The 22,497-nt window shown below is 69.8% G+C and carries 18 protein-coding genes; 5 read left to right on the top strand and 13 right to left on the bottom strand.

Annotated elements, in window-relative coordinates; all coding sequences use genetic code 11:
• Nucleotides 1-203 precede the first annotated feature (203 nt).
• The 11 genes from BUB57_RS06290 to BUB57_RS06240 all read right to left on the bottom strand — a co-directional run bounded on the left by BUB57_RS06290 (nt 204) and on the right by BUB57_RS06240 (nt 11,849).
• On the bottom strand, nt 204-1,565 hold the full coding sequence (locus BUB57_RS06290) for an ABC transporter permease (protein ID WP_073063955.1): 1,362 nt from the start codon (nt 1,563-1,565) through the stop codon (nt 204-206).
• Nucleotides 1,565-2,245 (bottom strand): ABC transporter ATP-binding protein, encoded by a 681-nt coding sequence (locus BUB57_RS06285; protein ID WP_073063950.1) that lies wholly within the window; start codon nt 2,243-2,245, stop codon nt 1,565-1,567. Before BUB57_RS06285 ends, BUB57_RS06290 begins: the two co-directional genes overlap by 1 nt.
• A 6-nt stretch (nt 2,246-2,251) precedes the next feature.
• On the bottom strand, nt 2,252-2,707 hold the full coding sequence (locus BUB57_RS06280) for a hypothetical protein (protein WP_143159643.1): 456 nt from the start codon (nt 2,705-2,707) through the stop codon (nt 2,252-2,254).
• A 61-nt stretch (nt 2,708-2,768) separates the two neighbouring features.
• Nucleotides 2,769-4,517: an alkaline phosphatase gene (locus BUB57_RS06275; protein WP_073063944.1), complete on the bottom strand. Its 1,749-nt coding sequence runs from the start codon at nt 4,515-4,517 to the stop codon at nt 2,769-2,771.
• Between the two features lie 325 nt (nt 4,518-4,842).
• Complete coding sequence (gene phoB / locus BUB57_RS06270; protein WP_073063940.1) at nt 4,843-5,535, bottom strand: phosphate regulon transcriptional regulator PhoB; 693 nt, start codon at nt 5,533-5,535, stop codon at nt 4,843-4,845.
• Complete coding sequence (phoU, locus tag BUB57_RS06265) at nt 5,520-6,260, bottom strand: phosphate signaling complex protein PhoU (protein ID WP_073064709.1); 741 nt, start codon at nt 6,258-6,260, stop codon at nt 5,520-5,522. Before phoU ends, phoB begins: the two co-directional genes overlap by 16 nt.
• An 11-nt stretch (nt 6,261-6,271) precedes the next feature.
• Entirely contained in the window at nt 6,272-7,069 is a 798-nt protein-coding gene (pstB, locus tag BUB57_RS06260; protein WP_073064705.1) for a phosphate ABC transporter ATP-binding protein PstB, read from the bottom strand.
• An 11-nt stretch (nt 7,070-7,080) separates the two neighbouring features.
• Nucleotides 7,081-8,415, bottom strand: a complete 1,335-nt coding sequence (pstA, locus tag BUB57_RS06255; RefSeq protein ID WP_407670330.1) for a phosphate ABC transporter permease PstA — start codon at nt 8,413-8,415, stop codon at nt 7,081-7,083.
• Entirely contained in the window at nt 8,412-9,596 is a 1,185-nt protein-coding gene (gene pstC, locus BUB57_RS06250) for a phosphate ABC transporter permease subunit PstC (RefSeq protein WP_073063937.1), read from the bottom strand. The genes pstA and pstC overlap by 4 nt, the downstream gene beginning before the upstream one ends.
• Before the next feature lie 70 nt (nt 9,597-9,666).
• Nucleotides 9,667-10,689: a substrate-binding domain-containing protein gene (locus BUB57_RS06245; RefSeq protein ID WP_073063934.1), complete on the bottom strand. Its 1,023-nt coding sequence runs from the start codon at nt 10,687-10,689 to the stop codon at nt 9,667-9,669.
• Between the two features lie 134 nt (nt 10,690-10,823).
• Nucleotides 10,824-11,849 (bottom strand): sensor histidine kinase, encoded by a 1,026-nt coding sequence (locus BUB57_RS06240; protein WP_407670329.1) that lies wholly within the window; start codon nt 11,847-11,849, stop codon nt 10,824-10,826.
• Between the two features lie 305 nt (nt 11,850-12,154).
• On the opposite strand from BUB57_RS06240, the gene BUB57_RS06235 reads away from it, so the two are divergent.
• The 5 genes from BUB57_RS06235 (at nt 12,155) to BUB57_RS06215 (ending at nt 19,478) form a co-directional block, all read left to right on the top strand.
• Nucleotides 12,155-12,751 carry a peroxidase-related enzyme gene (locus BUB57_RS06235; RefSeq protein ID WP_073063931.1) on the top strand — a complete coding sequence of 199 codons (597 nt, stop codon included), beginning with the start codon at nt 12,155-12,157 and terminating at the stop codon, nt 12,749-12,751.
• A gap of 123 nt (nt 12,752-12,874) precedes the next feature.
• Entirely contained in the window at nt 12,875-14,530 is a 1,656-nt protein-coding gene (locus BUB57_RS06230; RefSeq protein WP_073063928.1) for an acyl-CoA synthetase, read from the top strand.
• A 501-nt stretch (nt 14,531-15,031) separates the two neighbouring features.
• Entirely contained in the window at nt 15,032-15,232 is a 201-nt protein-coding gene (locus BUB57_RS06225; protein ID WP_073063925.1) for a YgaP family membrane protein, read from the top strand.
• A gap of 27 nt (nt 15,233-15,259) precedes the next feature.
• Nucleotides 15,260-16,225, top strand: coding sequence for an efflux RND transporter periplasmic adaptor subunit (locus tag BUB57_RS06220; protein ID WP_073063922.1), 966 nt, complete (start codon nt 15,260-15,262; stop codon nt 16,223-16,225).
• Between the two features lies 1 nt (nt 16,226).
• On the top strand, nt 16,227-19,478 hold the full coding sequence (locus BUB57_RS06215) for an efflux RND transporter permease subunit (RefSeq protein ID WP_073063919.1): 3,252 nt from the start codon (nt 16,227-16,229) through the stop codon (nt 19,476-19,478).
• Nucleotides 19,479-19,580: 102 nt separating this feature from the next.
• Here BUB57_RS06215 and pdxR read toward each other — a convergent pair whose 3' ends face one another.
• Together pdxR and tpa are read right to left on the bottom strand one after the other, a co-directional pair.
• Nucleotides 19,581-21,047, bottom strand: coding sequence for a MocR-like pyridoxine biosynthesis transcription factor PdxR (gene pdxR, locus BUB57_RS06210; RefSeq protein ID WP_073063915.1), 1,467 nt, complete (start codon nt 21,045-21,047; stop codon nt 19,581-19,583).
• A gap of 62 nt (nt 21,048-21,109) precedes the next feature.
• On the bottom strand, nt 21,110-22,489 hold the full coding sequence (gene tpa, locus BUB57_RS06205) for a hypotaurine--pyruvate aminotransferase Tpa (RefSeq protein WP_073063912.1): 1,380 nt from the start codon (nt 22,487-22,489) through the stop codon (nt 21,110-21,112).
• Nucleotides 22,490-22,497 lie beyond the last annotated feature (8 nt).

Below are 22,497 nucleotides of genomic sequence, written 5' to 3'. Positions count from 1 at the left end.
CTTCACAGTGGGACTGCCGGAGCCGGCGGCCAAGCTTCTCGGGAAGGGACGCCTCTCCCTACCCGCAAGCCGGCAATCGCAGACTGCCGCGAGAGCCTGCTTCCTCAGGTTGCCGACCGCAGCTTCCGATATGTCAGCAACACCAACAGCAACTCCGCCAGCCTCACCAGCAGCCGCAGGCCCCCCGACACGCCGCGTCCGCCCTACCCCCGCAGGCTGGCGACCGCGGGTTGCCGATAGGCGAGCCAGGCGGGCAGCGCGGACAGCAGCGCCGCCAGGGCCAGCAGCAGCGCAAGCCCCGCCAGATCGCCCGCGGTCAGCGTGACCGGAAGCTCGAACCCCTGCCGCTGCGCGATCGCGGCGGACAGCAGGCGGGCGGCGAGGACACCGGCGCCGAGCCCCAGCGCGATGCCGGCGGCAGCCAGTGCGAACAACTCGCCCCAGACCATGGCGAAGATCGCCCCGCGCGGCGCCCCCAGCGCCCGCAGCGCCCCGATCTGGCGCCGCCGCTGGCCGACATGGGTCAGCGTCACCAGAAGCAGCGCGACCGCCACCAGCGCCTGCGCCGCGGCGGCGACGGCGGCCAGCACCTGCCGCGCATCGCCGAGCGTGGCGTAAAGGCCGGTCAGCACCTCGGCCGGGAATACCGCCATGGTGTCCTCCTGCGCGCGGTAATCCTGCCGCAGCTTGTAGGCGTCTGCGATGGTCGCGGGCTTGACCAGGATGGCGGGAACGCCGGGGGCGCCGTGCCAGCCCTCCTCCTCGGGCAGGGGCGCGTCGGGGTGGAAGCTGCCGTGGGCTTCATCCTCCACATGTTCCTGCTCAGCAGAGTCAAGGTCGCCATGGCCGTCGCCCTCCACGAGGTGCTGCGCAGCGGATTCGGGGTTGTCATGGTCCGCGCTTTGCCTCGGGCCCTCCGTGTCGGGGTCGAGGCTGCCGTGGGCTTCATCCTCGGCGTGGTCATGCCCGGCTGCCATGCCATGCACCCGCCACACCGACTGGATCGGCACCATGATGGCACGGTCCCAGGGGGTGTTGGTGGGCGCGAGCCGGCCGGTGATGCGGTAGCGCACGTTCTCGTGGTCGTGGCCCAGCTCGCCGTGGGTGGGGGTGATCTCGTCACCGGGCGCAAGGCCGGTCAGGGCGCCGGCTACGGCCTCGCCCTCGGTCGCGAACATCCGGCCCTGGGCCATGCCGGGGGCGGTTTCGGAAATCAGGCGGGCGGTGGTGCCGATCACCGGGGTGCCGTGGTGGAAATCGCCGAAGCCCACCGGCGCGGCCCAGGCGACGCGGGGGTCGTCGTGCAGCGCGGCCAGCACGTCGCCGCCCACCAGCGGCAGCGCCGCGGGTTGCAGGAAGACGGTGGAGAGGACCAGCTGCGTCTCGCTGCCCGGGGCGCCGATCACCAGCTCGAACTTGTCGGCGGCGCGGGCGCTGCCCAGCCGCAGCGCGCGTTCCTGCAAGGTGACCGCGACCCCCAGCGCCGCCGCCAGCGCCACCAGCGCCACGATGACCAGCGCGCCCGCCTTCATGCGGCCCAGATCGGCAAGGATGAAACGCAGCATCAGGCGGGCTCCGTCACGTCTTCGTGGACCACGCCGCCGGCCAGGGTCAGGCGGCGGGGCAGCAGGGCGATCAGCGCGGGGTCGTGCGAGACAACGATCAGCGTCGCCCCGCTGCGGCGCGCCAGCCCGACCAGCAGCGCCCCGATGGCGGCGCCGTTGGCGGGGTCGAGGCTGGCGGTCGGTTCATCTGCAACGATTACCCCGGGGCGGCGCAGCAGCGCGCGGGCGACGGCGACGCGCTGCATCTCGCCGCGCGACATGGTCTCGACCTTCTGCGCGGGACGGTGCAGCCCGACCTCGGCCAGCAGCCCGGCCGCGCGGGCGGCCAGCGCCCGGTCCGCCACCCGGGCCAGCCGCGCGGGCAGCAGCGTGTTTTCCAGCGCCGACAGCCCGGGGAACAGGTGGAAATCCTGCATCACCAGCCCGACATTGGCGCCGCGCCAGCGGTCGCGGGCGCTTTCGGGCAGGCGCGCGATGTCGGTGCCGTTCCACAGCACCTGCCCGGCGCCGGGGCGCTCCAGCCCGGTGATCACGTTGACCAGCGTCGATTTGCCGGACCCGGACGGGCCGGCAATCGCCAGCTGCCCGCCCGCGGCGACGCTCAGCCGGGGAATGCTCAGCGCCGGGGTGTCGAGGCCGGGGAACCCGACCTCGACCCCGGTCAGGGCCAGTGACAGCATCCCGGATCAGACCTTGGCGAAACGCGCGCCGCGCAGGCGCAGCTGGCTGACAAAGCCGGTCTCGGGGTCGGTCCAGGACCCGCGTTCCAGCGTGCCCCGGGCCTCGATGCGCTGGTTCGGGTCGGTGAAAGTCTGCTTGCGGTCCAGATAGACGACAAGGATATTGTCCGGCCAGTCCGCGTCGGTCGAGCAGAACGGGCACAGCGCCATCGGGATCTCGGTCAGGACGAAGAACTGCGCCTCGGCCTTCAGCGGCGGGGCCATGAAGCCCTGGATGCTGACCTTGCGCCCGGTCAGCTGCTTCACCTTGTCCGAGAACTCGAGCCCCAGGGCGCTGAACGAGCTGTAAAGCTCGGCAAAGGACAGATCGGGCGAGGCCGCGGCGGCGGGACGCAGCGCGGGCAGCGACAGCGCGGCGGCCAGCAGCGGCAGGCAGGAACGGCGGGTCAGGTTCTGGGTCATCACGGGTATCGCTTTTCAGGTTGCGGCCGCCCGGACGCCCCGGGCAGCCGCGGTCAGGGGGTCATTTCTGGTCGGTGCCCAGGGCAAGCACGTCGGCCAGCACCTTGTAGACGTCGGACTGCTCCATGTAGCCCTTGAACGCCTCGGCCCCGGGGCCCGAGGCCTGCAGCACCACATCGTCCACCGCGTGCACGGCGGTGTCGTTGTCGCGCGGCAGGTTGCCGGTGCGCAGCACCGCACCGGGCACGTCCTTGTAGGCCTCGTTGGCGACATAGCGGCCGTCGCCGTCCTGGATCGCCGGGACGAAGGGGCCGTCGAGCTTGGCGCCCCAGGTCTCGTAGTAATCCGGGAAGTTCGACGAGAAGATCGCCAGCGGACGCTTGACCTCGAGGCTGTCGGGATAGCCGTCGCCATCGGCGTCGACGTAATCGGGAAAGCCCGCGTCGTCGTAGACGGCAAGCTTTTCGCGCATGTCGTCGCCGGGCTTTTCGGTGTCGATGGTGCCGATCAGCGACAGCCCGTGGGTGTGGTCGCCGGTCAGCACGACCAGCGTGTCGGGGTTCCGGGCGGCGAAGTCGCGGGCCAGGGCGACGGTGTGGTCCAGCTCGATCGTGTCCAGCACCGCGCGTTCCCAGTCCATCGGGTGGGACATCTTGTCGACCGAGGCGGCCTCGACCATCAGGAAGAACCCGTCCTCGTTGCGCGACAGCTGGTCCAGCGCGGCGGCGGTCATCTCGACCAGCCCGGGCTGATCGGGGAACTTGTCGACCGTGCCCTTGCCCAGTTGGTTGCGGTCCAGCCAGGTGTCCATGTTGCCGGTGTGGAACAGCCCCAGCAGGCGCCCGGCGTTGGTGCCCGCGGCCAGTTCCTCGCGCGTGGTGGCGATGGCATAGCCCGCGTCGCGGAACAGCTGGATATAGTCCTTGTCATCCTTGCGCTTGGAGCCGGGCACCTCGGCGTTCAGGAAATAGGCCGAGCCGCCGCCCAGCATCACCTCGGGCAGCACCTCGTGGAACATGCCGGTGATCTCGGCCTTGTCGCCGCGACGGCGGGTGTGGGCCACCACCGCCGCCGGGGTGGCGTCCTGCAGTTCCGAGTTCGAGACGATGCCGATCGCCTTGTTGGTGGTGCGGCGCAGCGCCTCGGCGATGGTCTCGACGCGGGGGTCGTCCAGGCTGTCGGGGGTGCGGTCGGCATAGACGCCCAGCGCGTTCACCCGGCTTTTGTGCCCGGTCATGTAGGCCGAGGCGGTGTTGGCGGAATCGGTGGCGATGGAATGCGTCGAGGAGGTGCCGATGAAGGCCATGTGGTCCAGATCGTCCATCGCCAGCCGGCCGTCGGCCTTGCCGCCGGTCATCCCCCGGGACATGATCCGGGCCGAGGTGCGGTGCGCCACCGACAGCCCGTCGCCGATGATGAAGATGACGTTGCGGACGCGCGGCGCCTCGGCGGTGGCATAGACCTCCCACGTCGCGGATTTCGTCTCGTCCCCGGCCTTGACCTCGACGGTGTAGCGGCCCGGCTCGGCCAGCGACAGGTCGCGCAGGATCAGCGCCGATCCCAGGGTGGCGCCGTCGGCATCCGTTTCCTCGGCAACGAACGCGGCCGGCTGGCCGAACACCTCGGCATAGGGCTTGCCGTTCACCGTGACCGCGATGTCGGCTTCGCCATGGGCGGCGTCGAGCTCGACCTTGAAGTCGAACGGCGATTTCGCAAGGATCGTCGCCCGGTCCAGCGGATAGATCTCGGCCGCGCCGGCGGCGCCCGCCAGGATGGTGCTGGCCGCAAGGGCGGAAACGATAGTGCGCATATGGTCCTCATCGGAGTTTCGTGCAGGGCGGCTGGCCCTGCGGCACCGTCTAGCGGGGTTGTGTGACAGCGGCGGCACGGGGGCGTGACAGTTCGGTGAAATCGGCGCTTCCCGGGTGGCAGGGGCGGTCGGAGGGCGGCCAGCAGTTCGGGGAGCCACGGCTGATGGCGGCGCGCCGAGCTCTCGGCGGCGGTCGAGGGTGACGCTGCTTTTGGAATGGCGTGAGGAGCTGGTGACAATTCGTCCCCGCGCCGCAGAAACGAAACCGGGCGGCACCGGCGCTGGGACCGATGCGCCCGGCAAGGGGGCGGTCAGGGGTGCCGGTTCAGCCCAGCGCGTAGCCCGCGCCGCGGACGGTGCGCAGCAGGTCGTCGCCGCCGTGCTGGCACAGCGCCTTGCGCAGCCGGCCGACATGCACGTCGACGGTGCGCGATTCGACGTGGATGTCGCGGCCCCACACCCGGTCCAGCAGCCGTTCGCGGCTGAGCACCTGCCCGGGCTTTTCCATCAGCGTGGCCAGCAGGCGGAACTCGGTCGGGCTCAGCTCGATCTCGTGGCCGGCGCGGGTGACGCGGTGGGCCTCGGCGTCCAGCCGCAGGTCCCGGAACTCGAGCACGGCGCCGGCCGCGGCCGGGTGCACCCGCCGCAGGTTGGCGCGGATGCGGGCCATCAGCTCGGCCAGGGAATAGGGCTTGCCGACGTAATCATCGGCGCCGGTTTCCAGCCCGCGCACCCGGTCGGGCACGTCCAGCCGCGCCGACAGCATGATCACCGGGATCGCGCGGGTGTCGGGGTTGGACTTGAGCCGGCGGCAGACCTCGATCCCCGACAGGTTCGGCATCATCCAGTCCAGGATCACCAGGTCGGGCGGGTTTTCCGCGACCAGCAGCATCGCCTCTTCGCCGTCGCCGGCCTCGGCCACCTGATAGCCCTCGGCCGCGAGGTTATAGGCGATCACGTCGCGCTGCGCCGGCTCGTCCTCGACCAGCAGGATCAGCGGCTTCACGGCGACTGCCATGCGCCCTCCTGCTTGTGGGTGCCGGGGGTCAGGGCGGTGTGGTCGGCCTTGGGACGTTCGTCGTCGGGCAGGTTGCCGGTCACCAGATAGATCACCTGCTCGGCGATGGAGGTCGCATGGTCGCCCATCCTCTCGATGTTCTTGGCGATGAAATGCAGGTGCATGCAGGCGGTGATGTTGCGCGGGTCCTCCATCATGTGGGTCAGGAACTCGCGGAACAGGGTGTTGTACATCTGGTCGACGTCGTGGTCGCCCAGCCGCACCCGCTCGGCCAGCGCCTCGTCGCGCTGGATGAAGGCGTCGAGCGCGTTCTTCATCTGCAACCGCACCGCGTCGCCCATGCGCCGGATCGACCCCGAGGCGCCGTCGATCGCCGGCATCTGCGCCAGCACGGTCGAGCGGCGGGCCAGGTTCTTGGCATAGTCGCCGCAGCGTTCCAGCGCCGCCGCGATCTTCATCGTGGCCAGCACATAGCGCAGGTCCGACGCCGTGGGCGCGCGCAGTGCGATCAGCCGCGCGGTCTCGACGTCGATCTGTTCTTCCAGCGCGTCGATGGCCTTGTCGCCGCGGCGCACCGCCTCGGCCAGATCCTCGTCGCGGGTCTCCAGCGCGCGGATCGCGTCCATCACCGCGGCCTCGACCAGCCCGCCCATGCGCGCCAGCAGCGCCTCGATGGTTTCCAGGTCACGGTCGAAGGCCGTGACGATATGCTGTCGCCTGTCCATCATGCCCTCCGTCACCCGATCCGTCCGGTAATATAGTTCTCCGTGCGCGGATCGACAGGGTTGGTAAAGACCGTTTCGGTGTCGCCGTATTCCACCAGCTCGCCAAGGTGAAAGAAAGCCGTATGCTGGCTGACCCGCGAGGCCTGCTGCATCGAGTGGGTGACGATCACCACCGAGAACTGGTCGGCAAGCTCATGGATCAACTCCTCGATCTGCGCGGTGGCGATGGGGTCCAGCGCGGAACAGGGCTCGTCCATCAACAAGACCTCGGGCGAGGTGGCGATGGCACGGGCGATGCACAGCCGCTGCTGCTGCCCGCCCGACAGCCCGGTGCCAGATTCGTGCAGCCGGTCCTTGACGTCGTTCCACAGCGCCGCCCGGCGCAGGGATCTTTCCACCACCACGTCCAGATCGGCGCGGGTCGGGGCCAGCCCGTGGATGCGCGGGCCGTAAGCCACGTTGTCGTAGATCGACTTGGGGAACGGGTTGGGTTTCTGGAACACCATTCCCACCCGCGCCCGCAGCTGCACCGGATCGACGCGGGGGTCGTGGATATCCTCGCCGTCCAGCCGGATGTCGCCCAGCACCCGGCACCCGGGGATGGTGTCGTTCATCCGGTTCAGGCAGCGCAGAAAGGTGGACTTGCCGCAGCCCGACGGGCCGATGAAGGCCGTCACCGCTCGGTCGGCGATGTCGATATCGACGTCGCGTAGCGCGTGGGTGGCGCCGTAATAGACCTGCACCCCCCGCGCGCTGACCTTGCAGGCCGCGGCAGCCGCCAGGGGTTTCGGCATCCGCATGTCGTACATCACAGTCTCCATCACCAGCGGCGCTCGAAGCGCCGGCGCAGCAGGATCGCCGCTGCATTCATCACCAGCAGGAACCCCAGCAGCACGATGATCGCGCCCCAGGCCCGTTCGACAAAGGCCGGGTCCGCGCGCTGGGTCCAGTTGTAGATCTGCGCCGGCAGCGCCGGGGCGGGGTCGAAGAAGCCCTCGGGCGGGGCGGAGGGGAACTCGCGCACGAATGCGACCATCCCGATCAGCAGCAAGGGCGCGGTTTCGCCCAAAGCCTGCGCCAGCCCGATGATGGCGCCGGTCAGGATGCCGGGGGCGGCCAGCGGCAGCACGTGATGGAACACCGCCTGCATCCGCGACGCCCCCACCCCCAGCGCCGCATCGCGGATCGAGGGCGGCACCGCCTTCAGCGCCGCGCGGGTGGCGATGATGATGGTGGGCAGGGTCATCAGCGTCAGCACCAGCCCGCCGACGATGGGGGCCGACTGCGGCAGCCCGGCAAAGTTGATGAAGATGGCCAGCCCCAGCACCCCGAACACGATCGAGGGCACGGCGGCCAGATTGGCGATGTTCACCTCGATCAGGTCGGTCCAGCGGTTCTTCGGCGCGAACTCCTCCAGATAGATCGAGGACGCGACGCCCAGCGGCAGCGCCAGCCCCAGCACGATCAGCATCATATAGGCCGAGCCGAGGATCGCGACGCCCAGTCCCGCCGCCTCGGGGCGCAGGTCCGAGGCATCGGGGGCGGTCAGGAAGCCGGGGTTGAAGTCACGCGACATCATCCCCCGCGCCACCATCTCGTCCGCCAGCAACAGCTGCTGCGGGGTGACGTTGCGGTCCAGCTGCGCGCTGTCCATGGTCACGCGGCCCTTCAGGTAGCCGTCGATGCGGCCGTTCGCCAGCAGCGAGACCTGAACCGTGCCGCCCACCAGCGCGGGTTCGGCCAGCACCTTGTTGCGCAGCTGCGCCGGGGCCTCTTTCGAGACCATCGCCGCGATTTCGGCGTCGGTCAGCGGCAGCGCGATGCCGGCCTGCGCGATGGCGTCTTTCAGCGCGGCGTCGATCACCTTGCCATAGCCGATGGTGGTGACCTTGCGCATCGCCGCCGGGTCGCGGGTCCCCGAGGGGTCCAGCGCGGATTCGGCCAGCATGACGGGGATGTGGATCTGGGTCTGCCGGAACGCCCCCAGCCCCGAGGACAGCACCGAGGACAGCAGCAACAGCAGCGCCGCCACCCCGACCAGCACCGCGCCCATGCCATAGGCGCGGAATCGCGCCTCGGCCGCGCGGCGCCGCGCGGTGCGGGGGTCGCGGGCGAACAGCGATCCCGCCCCTGCGGTTACGGGGGTCATGCTCATTCGTATTGCTCCCGATAGCGGCGCACGATGGCCAGGGCCGCCACGTTCAGCCCCAGCGTGACAAGGAACAGCGTCAGCCCCAGCGCGAATGCGACCAGCGTTTCCGGGGCGGCAAAGTCGTTGTCGCCGGTCAGCTGGCTGACGATCTTGACGGTGATGGTGGTCATCGCCTCGAATGGGTTGAGGCTGAGCCGCGCGGCCGCCCCCGCCCCCAGCACCACGATCATGGTCTCGCCGATGGCGCGGCTTGCTGCCAGCAGCACCGCGCCGACGATGCCGGGCAGCGCCGCGGGCAGGATCACCTGCCGGATGGTTTCCGAACGCGTGGCCCCCAGCGCAAAGGCCCCGTCGCGCAGCGACTGCGGCACCTGGCTGATGATGTCGTCCGACAGCGACGACACAAAGGGGATCAGCATGATCCCCATCACCAGCCCCGCCGTCATCACCGAGGACGCGCTGTTGCCCAGCCCCAGGGGCTGCGCCAGCCAGTCGCGCAGCAGCGGCCCGACGGTGATCAGCGCGAACAGCCCGTAGACGATGGTCGGGATCCCGGCGAGGATTTCCAGCGCCGGCTTGACCACCGCGCGCATCCGTCGCCCGGCGTATTCCGACATGTAGATCGCCGCGAACAGCCCCACCGGCACGGCGAATGCCAGCGCGATCAGGCTGATATACAGCGTCCCCCACAGCAGCGGCAGGATGCCCAGCTGCGAGCGCCCCTGGAACTGCGGCGCCCAAGTGGCCGAGAAGAAGAACTCGCGCCAGTCGTAGAGGGAAAAGAAATGCCGCGTCTCGAACAGCATCGACAGCACGATGCCCGCGGTGGTGGCGATGGCGATGGTCGAGGCGAGGATCAGCACCGCCATCATCCCGCGCTCGACCGCGTTGCGGGCGCGGAAATCGGGGGTGTTGCGGCGCAGCGCCCAGACCAGCGCCGCCAGCGCCAAGGCCAGCGCCGCGGCGGCGGCGAGCGGCCCGGCCTGCCCGGCCAGCAGCAGCAGCAGATACAGCAGCAGCGCCGGGCCCAGCGTCAGCTGCACCGCCGCCCAGCCGTAATGCGCGGGCAGCGAATGCAGGGCGCGGTGGTCGCCCGCGGCCGCGGACAGCACCCGCGCACGGCCAAGGACATAGGCAGCGCCGGCCAGCGCCAGCACCGCGGTGACAAGCCAGAATGGGGACACGGGGACCTCCGGTCGGCAGGGCTCGGCGATCCGGCCTGACGCCGGATCGCCCTGGTTTCGGCCTTGGGGATCAGTCCAGCGTGGTCTCGTCCGCGACCACGGCCTGCGCCTTCGCCAGCTCGGGGTCGGGCACCAGCCCGTATTCGGCCAGCGGGCCGCCGGCACCGGCGATCTCGTCCGAGACGAACAGCTCGGCGTAGTCCTTCAGCCCGGGGATCACGCCGATATGGGCCTTCTTGACGTAGAAGAACAGCGGCCGCGACACCGGGTATTCGCCCGAGGCGATGGTCTCGGTCGAGGGCGTGACCCCGTTCATCGTGGCGACCTGCAGCTTGGACGCATTGTTTTCATAGAAGGACAGGCCAAAGACGCCGATGCCTTCCTTGTTGCTGTCGATGCGCGACAGGGTCTCGGTATAGTCGCCGTCGATCTCGACCGCGCGGCCATCGGTGCGCAGGGTGGTGCAGGTCTTGGCGGCGTCATCGCCGACCAGCGCGGCCAGCGCCTCTTCGGCGCCGCTGTCCTTGCAGCCGCGCTCGATCACGTTCAGGTCGAAGACCTCGCGGGTGCCGTGCTTGGTGCCGGGGATGAAGGCCATGATCGGTTGCGCCGGCAGTTCCGGGTTCACCTGGTCCCAGCTGGTGGCGGGGTTCGCGACCAGCTTGCCGTCCACGATCACCTGCGCGGCCAGCGCCTTGTACCAGTCGGCCGGGGTAAAGGCGAAAGCGTTGCCGCCGATATCCGAGGCAAAGACGATGCCGTCATAGCCGAACTGCACCTCGATGATGTCGGTGACGCCGGCGGCCGCGCAGGCCTCGATCTCGCTGTCCTTGATGCGGCGCGAGGCGTTGGCGATGTCGACGGTGTTTTCGCCCACGCCTTCGCAGAACTTCTTGAGCCCCGCCGAGGAGCCGCCGGATTCGACGACCGGGGTCGGGAAGCCGGCGCTTTCGCCGAAGATCTCGGCAACGATGGTGGCATAGGGCAGCACGGTGGACGACCCCGCCACCTGCACCTGGTCGCGGGCGGCGGCAGCGCCGGCCGACACGGCCAGAATGGCAAGGATCGAGGCAGTCTGTCTGATGCAGGACATACGGTTTTCCTGTTCGTATCACGCACGACCGTCGGGGTGACGGTCGATGCGGGCAGGTCTACCGCCGGAGCGCAACGGTTTGACGACGGTTCTGTAACGGTTTGATGAAGATTGCAGCCGCAGCAAAAGCCGCGTCACGCGGTCGGCAGGAACACCGAAACCGTGGTGCCGCGGCCGCGTTCGCTGGCGATGGCCAGCCGGCCGCGGTGGCGGTTGACGATATGCTTGACGATGGCCAGCCCCAGCCCGGTGCCGCCCTGCCCGCGCGAGCGCGAGCGGTCCACGCGATAGAACCGCTCGGTCAGCCGCGGCAGGTGCTGGGGCTCGATCCCCTCGCCCTGGTCGGCCACGTCGATGCGCAGCATCCCCTCGCCCTTGTCCGGGTGGACCCTGACGGTGACGCGCCGGCCCAGAGTATCGTATTTGACCGCATTCTCGATCAGGTTCTGCAGCACCTGCGTCAGCTGGTCGGCATCGGCGGGAATCGGGGGAAGGCCCGGGGTCGTCTCCAGCTCAAGCGCCACCCCGGCCGCCTCGGCCTGCGGGCGCAGCGTGTCGGTGACGGCGCGGGCCAGATCGGCCACGTCCACCGGGGTGGTGGGGCGGCGGCGTTCCTCGGCCTCGGTCCTGGACAGCGACAGCAGGTCGCGCACCAGCCGCGCCATGCGCTGCGCCTCGTGCTGCATGGCGGTCAGGAAGCGTTCGCGCGCCGCCGGATCGTCGCGGGCCGCACCCTTGAGCGTGTCGATGATGCTGACCAGCGTGGTCAGCGGACTGCGCAGCTCGTGGCTGACATTGGCCACGAAATCGCGGCGGAAGGCGCCGATAAGTTCCTGCTCGGTGACGTCCTGAAAGGCGCAGAGCGCCTCGGGGCGGCCGGCGTTCGACAGCGGGGTGACGGTGACCAGCCAGGTGACGGTGGCCGAGGGGCCGATGACCTCGTAGGGCGCCTGCCCGGTGATGCCCTCGCGCAGCGCCGCGCCGATGGCGGCCAGCAGCGCCGGCTGGCGCAGGCCGATGGCGTAGTGCCGGCCGATCTGCCCCTCGCCCAGCAGCGCCCGGCCGGCGGCGTTGGCGGTGGTGATCTGTTCCCGCGCCCCGATCAGCACCATCGGCAGCGGCACGGCGGCGAGGATGTCGTCAAGCTGTCGTCCGTCCACCCCTGCCCCCTGCGGCCGCACCGCCCGAGCCTGCCCGCCCCGGCGCCGTCGAGGGGATATCTATCCGCTGGACGCCGCCTTCGCCACCGGCGCCGTGGATCGCGGCGCTTGCGCGGCAGAGAGTGGCCGGGGCGGAGGCCTATCCGGCACGCTTTGGCGTGACGACCGCACCCCACACCTGCTTGCCACGGTTTGCGCGGGCAGCAACACTGCGCGCGGTGAGGGTTGCTGCGTCCTTACCGGCAACAACCGCGCATCCGTCAATCGCAACTGGCAGAGCTACTGCCCGACCTGGAGGACCCCCTGTGAACACCCCCGCAACCCCTGCACCCGCCGCCGACGCCCCGATCAGCCGCTTTCCGGTTCCCCGGCTGGCCGACCTGCCCGAGGACATCCGCACCCGCATCGAGGCGGTGCAGGAAAAATCCGGCTTCATCCCCAACGTGTTCCTGGCGCTGGCGCATCGGCCCGACGAGTTCCGCGCCTTCTTCGCCTATCACGACGCGCTGATGGAGCGTCCGGGCAACCTGACCAAGGCCGAGCGCGAGATGATCGTCGTCGCCACCTCGACCGTGAACCAGTGCCAGTACTGCGTCATCGCCCATGGCGCGATCCTGCGCATCCGCGCCAAGAACCCGCTGATCGCCGACCAGGTGGCGGTCAACTATCGCAAGGCCGATATCACGCCGCGGCAAAAGGCGATGCTGGATTTCGCCATGAAGGTCTCGGCCCGCGCGCAAGAGGTCGGCGACGCGGATTTCGCCACCCTGCGCGGCCACGGCTTCGACGAGGACGACATCTGGGACATCACCGCCATCGCCGCCTTCTTCGGCCTGTCGAACCGGCTGGCCAACGTGTCCAACATGCGCCCGAACCCCGAGTTCTACGCCCTGGGCCGCTGAGCGCCGGGCGGCCGGGCGCAGCCGCAAGCCGGGGGTTGCGGCGCGGCCCGCTGCCAGTAGCCAAGCGCCCGGCAAGCGGGTAATCCCGGCCCAGTTGCCGGGTGGCGCGAAGGGGGAAGGAACATGAGCCAATACGACCAGGGGCTGGAGCGCCAGGCGGCCAATCACCAGCCGATGACGCCGATTTCCTATCTGCAGCGGGCGGCGCTGATCCATCCCGACCACATCGCGGTGATCCACGGTCGCCAGCGTCACAGCTATGCCCGGCTCTGGGCCGATTGCCGGCGGCTGGCCTCGGCGCTGGTGGCGCGGGGGATCGGGCGCGGCGACACCGTCTCGGTGCTGCTGTCGAACACGCCGCCGATGATCCAGGCGCATTTCGGTGTGCCGATGGCCGGGGGCGCGGTGCTGCATTCGCTCAACACCCGCTCGGACCCCGCCACCGTCGCCTTTCAGATGGACCACGCGGAAACCCGGGTGCTGATCGTCGACCGAGAGTTCTCTGCCCTGGCGGCCGAGGCGCTGGCGCAGGCAAAGGTGCAGCCGCTGGTGATCGACTTCGACGACACGGAATACCCCGACGACGCCCCTCACCCCAAGGGCGAGCCCATCGGCAGCCTGGATTACGCGCAGTTCCTGGCCGCGGGCGACCCGGATTTCGAGGGCGCCCGGCCCGGCGACGAATGGGACGCGATCGCGCTGAACTATACCTCGGGGACCACGGGCAATCCCAAGGGGGTGGTCTATCATCACCGCGGCGCGGCGCTGATGGCGCTGAACAACGTCATCCACGCCGGGCTGGGCCGGCATCCGGTGTATCTGTGGACGCTGCCGATGTTCCACTGCAACGGCTGGTGCTTTCCCTGGACCCTGCCGGTGCAGGCGGGCACGCAGGTGTGCCTGCGCTGGGTGCGGGCGGGGGCGATCTACGACGCCATCGCGGACCACGGCGTCACCCATCTGTGCGGCGCGCCCGTGGTCATGACGACGCTGCTGAACGCGCCCGCCGGGCAGAAGCGCAGCTTTCCGCAGCAGGTGGTGTTCAACACCGCCGCCGCCCCGCCCCCCGAGACCGTGCTGCGCGCCATGGCCGAGGCCGGTTTCAGCGTCACCCATCTTTACGGCCTGACCGAGACCTACGGCCCCGCGGTGGTCTGCGAATGGAACCCCGCCTGGGACGCGCTGCCCGCCCCGGAACAGGCGGCCCGCAAGGCGCGGCAGGGGGTGCGCTACCTGTCGCTGGACGATCTGGCGGTGATGGACCCCGACACCATGCAGCCCGTCCCCGCCGACGGCCGCACCCTGGGCGAGGTGATGTTCCGCGGCAACAATGTGATGAAGGGCTATCTGAAGAACCCCGAGGCCACCGCTGAGGCCTTTGCCGGCGGCTGGTTCCATTCCGGCGACCTGGCGGTAATGCATCCCGACGGCTACCTGCAGCTCAAGGACCGCTCCAAGGACATCATCATCTCGGGGGGCGAGAACATCTCGTCGATCGAGATCGAGGAGCAGCTTTACCGCCACCCCGCAGTCGCGATCTGCGCGGTGGTCGCCATGCCCAGCGAGAAATGGGGCGAGACCCCCTGCGCCTTTGTCGAGTTGCACGAGGGCCACGAGCTGACCGAGGCCGCGCTGATCGCCCATTGCCGGGCCGGGCTGGCGGGCTACAAATCGCCCGCGCGGGTGGTGTTCGGGGCACTGCCCAGGACCTCGACCGGCAAGATCCAGAAATTCGCGCTGCGTGCGCGCGCGGCGGAACTGGCGCAGGCGCCAGCCTGACCGGCGGGCCCGGCCCCCTGCCTGCCCGGTTCCCGGACGCTCCGTCGGCGGAGTATCCGGGGAACGGTGACAGACAATGGTGGTGCAAAGGCCGGCGGGGGAAGGAACCGGGCTGCCCCGGTTCCATCCCCCGGTCCTATCCCGCGATGTCGATGACCACCCGGCCGCGGATGCGCCCGGCCACGATGTCGGCCGCAAGCCTGGGCAGTTCCGACATCGTGAATATTTTTCTCCGGTCTTACGCGGGGTGGTGCTGCTCGACGCCGATTCGCGCGGGCGGGTCGAACTGGTTTCGCCGGATCCGCCGCTGGCGCCGCATTTCCACCCGAACCACCTGTCCAATCCGGACGACGCGCACCGCACCACCGGCAGGTCGAACCCGCCTGCCCCTTGCCCGCCGCCCGCCCCGCGCCCTGCGACATTGCGGGCAGATGATTGTTCCTTGTTTATACCTTCAAATATGCGCATATTGAAAAGTACGCTCAAGCAGGAGAATCGCTCATGACCCTTGAAAACGCCGTCCGCGCCTTTGCCGGCATCATGGTCCTGGTCTCGGTCGCGCTGACCGTCTGGGTGTCGCCGCATTTCGTCTGGCTGACGCTGTTCGTCGGCGCCAACCTGCTGCAATCGGCCTTTACCGGCATCTGTCCCGCGGCCAACATGCTGCGCAAGCTCGGCTTCCGGCCCGGGCACGCCGCCTGAACCACAGCTGAACGGAGGCCCGACGCCATGCGTCCGCTGCTGATCGCGGTCCTGGTCACCGCTGCCTCGGCCGTCACTGCGGCCGAGACCCTGCTGCTTGCGCCACAAGACATCCCGCAGTGGAAGGCCGTCTATGGCCGGGTCGAGGCCCGCGATCTGGTGCCGGCGCGGGCACGGATCGGCGGCACGGTGGTCGAGCTTTCGGTCACCGAGGGCGACAGCGTGGCGGCGGGCACGCAGATCGCGCTGGTGCGCGACGACAAAATCAGCTTCCAGATCGCGGCGATCGACGCGCAGCTGCGCGCGCTTGAGGCGCAGCTGGACCGCGCACAGGCGGAGCTGACCCGCGGGCGCTCGCTGGTCGAGCGCGGGGTGTCCACCGCGCAGCGGCTCGAACAGCTGGAAACCGACGTCAGCGTGACGCAGAACCAGATCGCCGCGGCGCAGGCGCAGCGCGACGTCGCCCTGCAGCAGGCGGAAGAGGGCGAGGTGCTGGCCCCGGTCGACGGGCGGGTGCTGACCGTGCCCGTCACCCGCGACGCGGTGATCATGGGCGGCGAGCCGGTGGCGACCATCGCAGGCGGCGGCTTCTTCCTGCGCCTGGCCATTCCCGAACGCCACGCCCCGGACCTGCGCGAGGGGGCGGAATTGCAGATCACCTCGAACGGCACGGTGATGCCGGGCCGCCTGGCCAAGCTTTACCCGCAGATCGAGAACGGCCGCGTCATCGCCGATGTCGAGGTCGAGGGGCTGGACGCCAGCTTCGTCGACGCCCGCGTGCTGGTGCGGGTGCCGGTGGGGGTGCGCCAGGCGCTGCTGGTGCCGCAGGCGGCGCTGAGCTCGCATTCCGGGCTGGATTTCGTGCGCATCCGCCAGGGCGACACCGAGGTCGAGCGCGCAGTGGTACCGGGCGAGGTGCTGGAGCTGGACGGCGCCGCCCTTGTCGAGATCCTGACCGGCCTGCACGCCGGCGATACCGTGCTGCTGCCCTGAGATGACTGCCAACGCCCCCCGCGACCGCGGCCCGCACGACGATGGGCCCCGCGACGACACCCCGCGCCTTGGCCTGGCGGGGCTGCTGACCCGCGCCTTCATCGCCTCGCCGCTGACGCCGCTGCTGCTGATCGCCTCGCTGGCCTTCGGGCTGATCGCGCTGATGGCGCTGCCGCGCGAGGAAGAGCCGCAGATCTCGGTGCCGATGATCGACATCCAGGTGCAGGCGCCGGGGCTCAAGGCCCCCGATGCGGTCAAGCTGATCACCGAGCCGCTGGAGCAGATCGTCAAGGGCATCGACGGGGTCGAGCACGTCTATTCCCAGACCCAGGATGACGGGGTGCTGGTCACCGCGCGCTTCCTGACCGGGACCTCGGCCGACACCGCGGTGCTGCGCGTCCACGACAAGCTGCGCGCCAACATGGACCGGATCCCGCTGGGCATCCCCGAGCCGCTGATCGTCGGGCGCGGCATCGACGACGTGGCGATCGTGTCGCTGACCCTGGCCCCCGCGCCCGGCTCCGCCGGGCAGGTCACCGCCAACGACCTGACCCGGATCGCCCGGCAGTTGCAGACCGAGATCACCAAGATCGAGGATGTCGGCCTGACCTATCTGGTCGGCGCCGTGGACGAGGCGATCCGCATCGCCCCCGACCCGGCGCGGCTGGCGCTGTACGGGCTGACCCTGCAGCAGCTGGCCGGCAAGGTGCAGGGCGCCAACCGCGCCTTTCCCACCGGCCATGTCCGCGACGGGGGCCAGCAGATCATGCTGGTCGCCGGCGAAACGCTCGCCACGCCCGAGGCGATCGGGAACCTGCTGCTGACCACCCGCGACGGCCGCCCGGTCTATCTGCGCGACGTGGCCGATGTGACGCTGGCCACCGACACGGCCGACGCGATGGTGGCGACCGTCACCAGCGGCGCGGACGGCCAGCCCCTGCGCGCGCCCGCGGTGACGCTGGCCGTCGCCAAGCGCGCCGGCTCGAACGCGGTAACGGTGGCGGAGACCATCCTGCACCGGGTCGATGAATTGCAGGGCCGGCTGATCCCCGCCGACATCGCGGTCGAGATCACTCGCGACTATGGCGAGACCGCCAACGAAAAGGCCAACGAGCTGCTGTTCCACCTGGCGCTTGCCACGGTGTCGATCATCGCGCTGGTTTGGCTGACCATCGGCTGGCACGAGGCGCTGGTGGTCGCGGTGGTGATCCCGGTCACCATTCTGCTGACGCTGTTTGCCTCCTGGATCATGGGCTACACGCTGAACCGGGTGTCGCTGTTCGCGCTGATCTTTTCCATCGGCATCCTGGTCGACGACGCCATCGTGGTGATCGAGAACATCGCCCGCCACTGGGCGATGAACGACGGCCGCCCCCGCGCAAGGGCCGCGATCGAGGCGGTGGCCGAGGTCGGCAACCCCACCATCGTCGCCACGCTGACCGTGGTCGCGGCGCTGCTGCCGATGCTGTTCGTGTCGGGGATGATGGGCCCCTATATGAGCCCGATCCCGGCCAATGCCTCGGCGGCGATGATCTTCTCGTTCTTCGTCGCGGTGATGGTGACGCCCTGGCTGATGATGAAGATCGCCGGGCGCGCGCCGATGACCGGCCACGCCGGGGCCGCGCATGGCGGGGGCGCGCTGGGGCGCGCCTATGCGATGGTGGCGCGGCCGCTGCTGGCCAGCAAGGCGCGGGGCTGGCTGTTCCTGGCGCTGGTGCTGGCGCTGACCGCGGGCTCGCTGTCGCTGTTCTACACCCGCGACGTGACGGTCAAGCTGCTACCCTTTGACAACAAGTCCGAACTGGCGGTGATGATCGACCTGCCCGAGGGCGCCTCGGTCGAGGATACCGACGCGGTGGCGCAAGAGGTCGCGGGCATCCTGCTGGGGATGGAGGAGGTGGTCTCGGTCCAGACCCATGCCGGAACCGCCGCGCCCTTCGACTTCAACGGGCTGGTGCGCCACAGCTTTCACCGCAGCCAGCCGCAGCTGGGCGACGTGGCGGTGAACCTGCGCCCCAAGGCCGAGCGCAACCGCGCCAGCCACGACATCGCGCTGGAGATCCGCGAGCGGCTGCGCGCCGCCACCATGCCCGCCGGCACGGTGCTGAAGGTGGTCGAGCCGCCGCCCGGCCCGCCGGTCATGGCGACGCTGCTGGCCGAGATCTACGGCCCCGACGCCGCCACGCGGCGCGCGGTGGCAGCGCGGGTCGAGGATGCGTTCCGATCCGTCCCCTTCATCGTCGACATCGACAACTCCTACGGCACCGCGCCGCGCAAGCTGCGGACGGTGATCTCGACCGACGAGCTGGAGTTCTTCCGCGTCGAGGAAGGCGACGTGCTGGACACAATCGGGCTGCTGAACTCGGGCGCCTTGGTCGGCTATTCGCATCGCGGCGAGGGCCGCCCGCCGATCCCGATCCGCATCGAGCGCCCCCGCGCGCAGCGGGTGATGGACGAGGATTTCCTGACCACTCCCATCCCCGCCAACGTGCTGCCCGGCGACCGCGGCGTGGTCGAGCTGGGCGACGTGGTCGCGGTGGTCGAGGAACGCGCCTCGCTGCCGATCTTCCGCCGCAACGGCCGCGCGGCGGAAATGGTGACGGCAGAGCTCGCCGGCGATTTCGAGGCCCCGCTTTACGGGATGCTGGCCGTGCAGGATGCGCTGGAGGCGCAAGACTGGACCGACCTGCCCCGCCCCGTCATCAGCCTGCACGGCCAGCCCGCCGACGAATCCGCGCCCACGCTGCTGTGGGACGGCGAATGGGAGGTGACCTGGGTCACCTTCCGCGACATGGGCGCGGCCTTCATGGTGGCGCTGCTGGGGATCTATATCCTGGTGGTGGCGCAGTTCCGGTCGTTCAAGCTGCCGCTGGTGGTGCTGACGCCGGTGCCGCTGACCTTCATCGGGATCATGCTGGGGCACTGGCTGTTCGGGGCGCCGTTCTCGGCCACCTCGATGATCGGTTTCATCGCGCTGGCAGGGATTATCGTCAGGAACTCGATCCTGCTGGTCGATTTCATCCGCCACACCCCGCGCGGCGACCGCCCGCTGACCGAGGTGCTGATCGAGGCCGGGGCCATCCGCTTCAAGCCGATCCTGCTGACCGGCATCGCGGCGATGATCGGCGCGGCGGTGATCCTGGCGGACCCGATCTTCCAGGGGCTGGCGATCTCGCTGCTGTTCGGGGTGGCCAGCTCGACGCTGCTGACAGTGCTGGTGATCCCGGTGATCTACCGGGTGCTGCGGGGGTAGCGGAGGGGCGCGGCCACGTCTCGCAATGGGGCATGACGGACTCTGCCGAACGAACCGCAACCTTGAGCGGGGTCAGTGCACCGCACCCCGGGCCGGCCCCGCTCAGCCGCCCAGCTCTCGCAGCGTTGCGCCGATGCGGCGGATGCCCTCGGGAATATGCTCTGAGGGGATCGAGGAATAGGCAAGGCGGAAGAAGTCCTGCCCCGCGGCCGGCTGGTGGAAGAACGGCGCACCGGGCTCGATCAGCACCTCGCGCCGCTTGAGCCGCGCAGCGAGTTCCGCGGAATCCACGCCCCCCGGCGCCGCCAGCCAGAAGCTGGACCCGCCCGTCGCCTCGGGCGAGGCCAGCCGCAGCCCCTCGGCCGCCATGGCGGCCAGCATCACCTCGCGCCGCCTGGCATAGGCGCGGCGCATCCGGTTCGCCTGCGCGTCGTAATGTCCAAGCGACAGGAAATGCGCCAGCGTCCGCTGCATGTGGCCGGGCGGATGGCGCAGCATCATGCCGCGCAGCGCCCGCGCCTCGGCGATGACGCGCGGGTCGGCCACCAGATAGCCCAGCCGCAGCCCCGGAAACACCGATTTCGAGAACGAGCCGACATAGATCACCGCCCCGGCCCGGTCGATGGCCTTCAGCGCGGGCGACGGCGCGCCGGCAAAGGACATCTCGAACTCATAATCGTCCTCGACCACGGCAAAGCCCTGCGCCTGCGCGCGTGCCAGCAGCTGCTTGCGGCGGGGCAGCGGCATGGTGGAATTAGTCGGGCACTGGTGGCTGGCGGTGGTGAACACGACCGCGACCCCGGGCGGGATGGCGTCGGGCGGCAGGCCGCTGCCGTCGACGGGCACCGGCAGCACCCGCGCCGCGCGCGCCGCGAGGATCTCGCGCAGGCCGGGATAGCACGGGTCCTCGATGGCGCAGGCGGTGCCGGCGCGCAGCAGCACCTGCGCCACCAGCCACAGCGCGTTCTGCGCGCCCATGGTCAGCAGGATCTCGTCGCGCCCGGCACTGATACCGCGCCGGGGCAGGATCTGGCGGGCGATGTGGTCGACCAGCTCGGGGTCGTCGGCGTCGTAGAGATCGCCGGTGACGGCATCGAACTCTCTCCGTCCCAGCGTGCGCATCGCGCAGTCGCGCCAGGCGGCGTGGTCGACCAGCGTCGGGTCCGCCTGGCCGTAGACGAAGGGATAGGCAAAGCGGCGCCAGTCGTGGTCGCGATCCCGGCGCTGCGCCCGCAGGAAGCGGCCGTCGATCCGCTGCCCCCAATCGAAACCCGCCGCCGCCGGGGCCAGCGGTTCGGCCTCGAGCCGCCGCTCGACGGTGTCCGAGATGTAATGCCCCGAACGGTCGCGGCTGCTGAGGTAATCGGTCGAGACCAGCTCGGCGAACGCCTGCGCCACCGTCACCCGCGCCACCCCCAGATGCCGGGCCAGCGCGCGGGTCGAGGGCAGTTTTTCCTCCGGGCGGAACCGGCCGGCCGCCACCGCGGCGATGATCTGGCGCCGCAGCTGCACCTGCAGGGGCAGGCCGTCGGCGTGGTCCAGAAAGAAGGCGTCGGTGGGGATGGGCATCAGGGCGATCCGCGGCGGTGTCGGGGTCCATCAGTCCCCGGAATACCGCCGCGGATCAAGCGTCAGGCCGCCAGCCGCCCCAGCGCCGCGTCGATGGCGTCGGTGATGCGGTCGATGTCGTCGGGCGTGGCGATCAGCGCGGGCGACAGGCACAGCGTGTTGTTCAGCCCCGGCAGCGAGCGGTTGGTCGCCCCGATGATCACCCCCTGCGCCAGGCAGTCGGCCACCACCGCCTGCACGCGCTTTTCGTCCAGCGGCTCTTTCGTGGTGCGGTCGGCGACCAGCTCGGCCCCCAGGAACAGCCCCTTGCCGCGCACGTCGCCGATCACCTTGTGCTTGTCCATCAGCGCCTGCAGGTTGGCCAGGCAACGCTCGCCCATCGCCTCGGTATTGGCCAGCAGCCCCTCGTCCTCGATGATGCGCATGTTTTCCAGCGCCGCCGCCGGACCCGAGGTGCAGCCGCCAAAGGTCGAGATGTCGCGGAAATAGCTCATCGGGTCGGCGGGGTCGTCCTTGAACATCTCGAACACCCGCTCGGTGGTGACGGTGCAGGAAATCGCCGCGTAGCCCGAGGCCAACCCCTTGGCCATGGTGACGAAATCCGGCTCGATCCCGTATTGCTGATAGCCGAACCAGCTGCCGGTGCGGCCCAGCCCGCAGACCACCTCGTCGATATGCAGCAGGATGTCGTATTTGCGGCAGATCTCCTGCACGCGCTGCCAGTAGCCCTCGGGCGGCACGATCACGCCGCCGCCGGCGGTGACCGGTTCCAGCACGATGGCACCGACGGTATCGGGGCCTTCGCGCAGGATCACCTCTTCGATGGCATCCGCGGCGCGCTGGCCGTAATTCTCGACATCCCATTGCTTGCGGTATTCAAGGCAGTGCGGAACCATCACGAAGCCGTCGGGATAGGGGCCGTATTGCTCGGCCCGCTGCGGCTGCCCCGAGGTGGCGAGCGTGCCGATGGTGGTGCCGTGATAGTCCCGCTCGCGGTAGAGGATCTTCCACTTCTTGCCCTTGTAGTGGCGATGCGCGATCTGGCGCACCATCTTGTAGGCCTTCTCGTTCGCCTCGGAGCCCGAGTTGGAATAATAGACCCGGGTCAGGCCCGGCATCCGCTCCACCAGCTTTTCGGCGAACAGCGCCGCGGGCACGTTGCCGGCGGCCCCGGCGTAATAGTTCAGCCGCAGCAGCTGGTCGCGCACCGCATTGGCGATGCTTTCGCGGCCGTAGCCCACGTTTACCGTCCAGACGCCGCCCGAGACGGCATCGAGGTATTCCCTGCCCTTCGTATCCCAGAGCCGCATCCCCTTCCCCTCGACAAACACCCGCGGGTCCGAGGTTTCATAGGGTTTGTGCTGGCTGAGATGGTGCCAGACATGGGCGCGATCGGCCTCGACCACATGCGACAGGTCGTTCTGGGAAAGGTCAAGGGACATGGCTGCGG

The organism is Paracoccus solventivorans (assembly GCF_900142875.1).
Classification (GTDB): domain Bacteria; phylum Pseudomonadota; class Alphaproteobacteria; order Rhodobacterales; family Rhodobacteraceae; genus Paracoccus; species Paracoccus solventivorans.
Note: the sequence above shows the minus strand (reverse complement) of the source record. Positions and strands in the feature narration are given on the sequence as shown.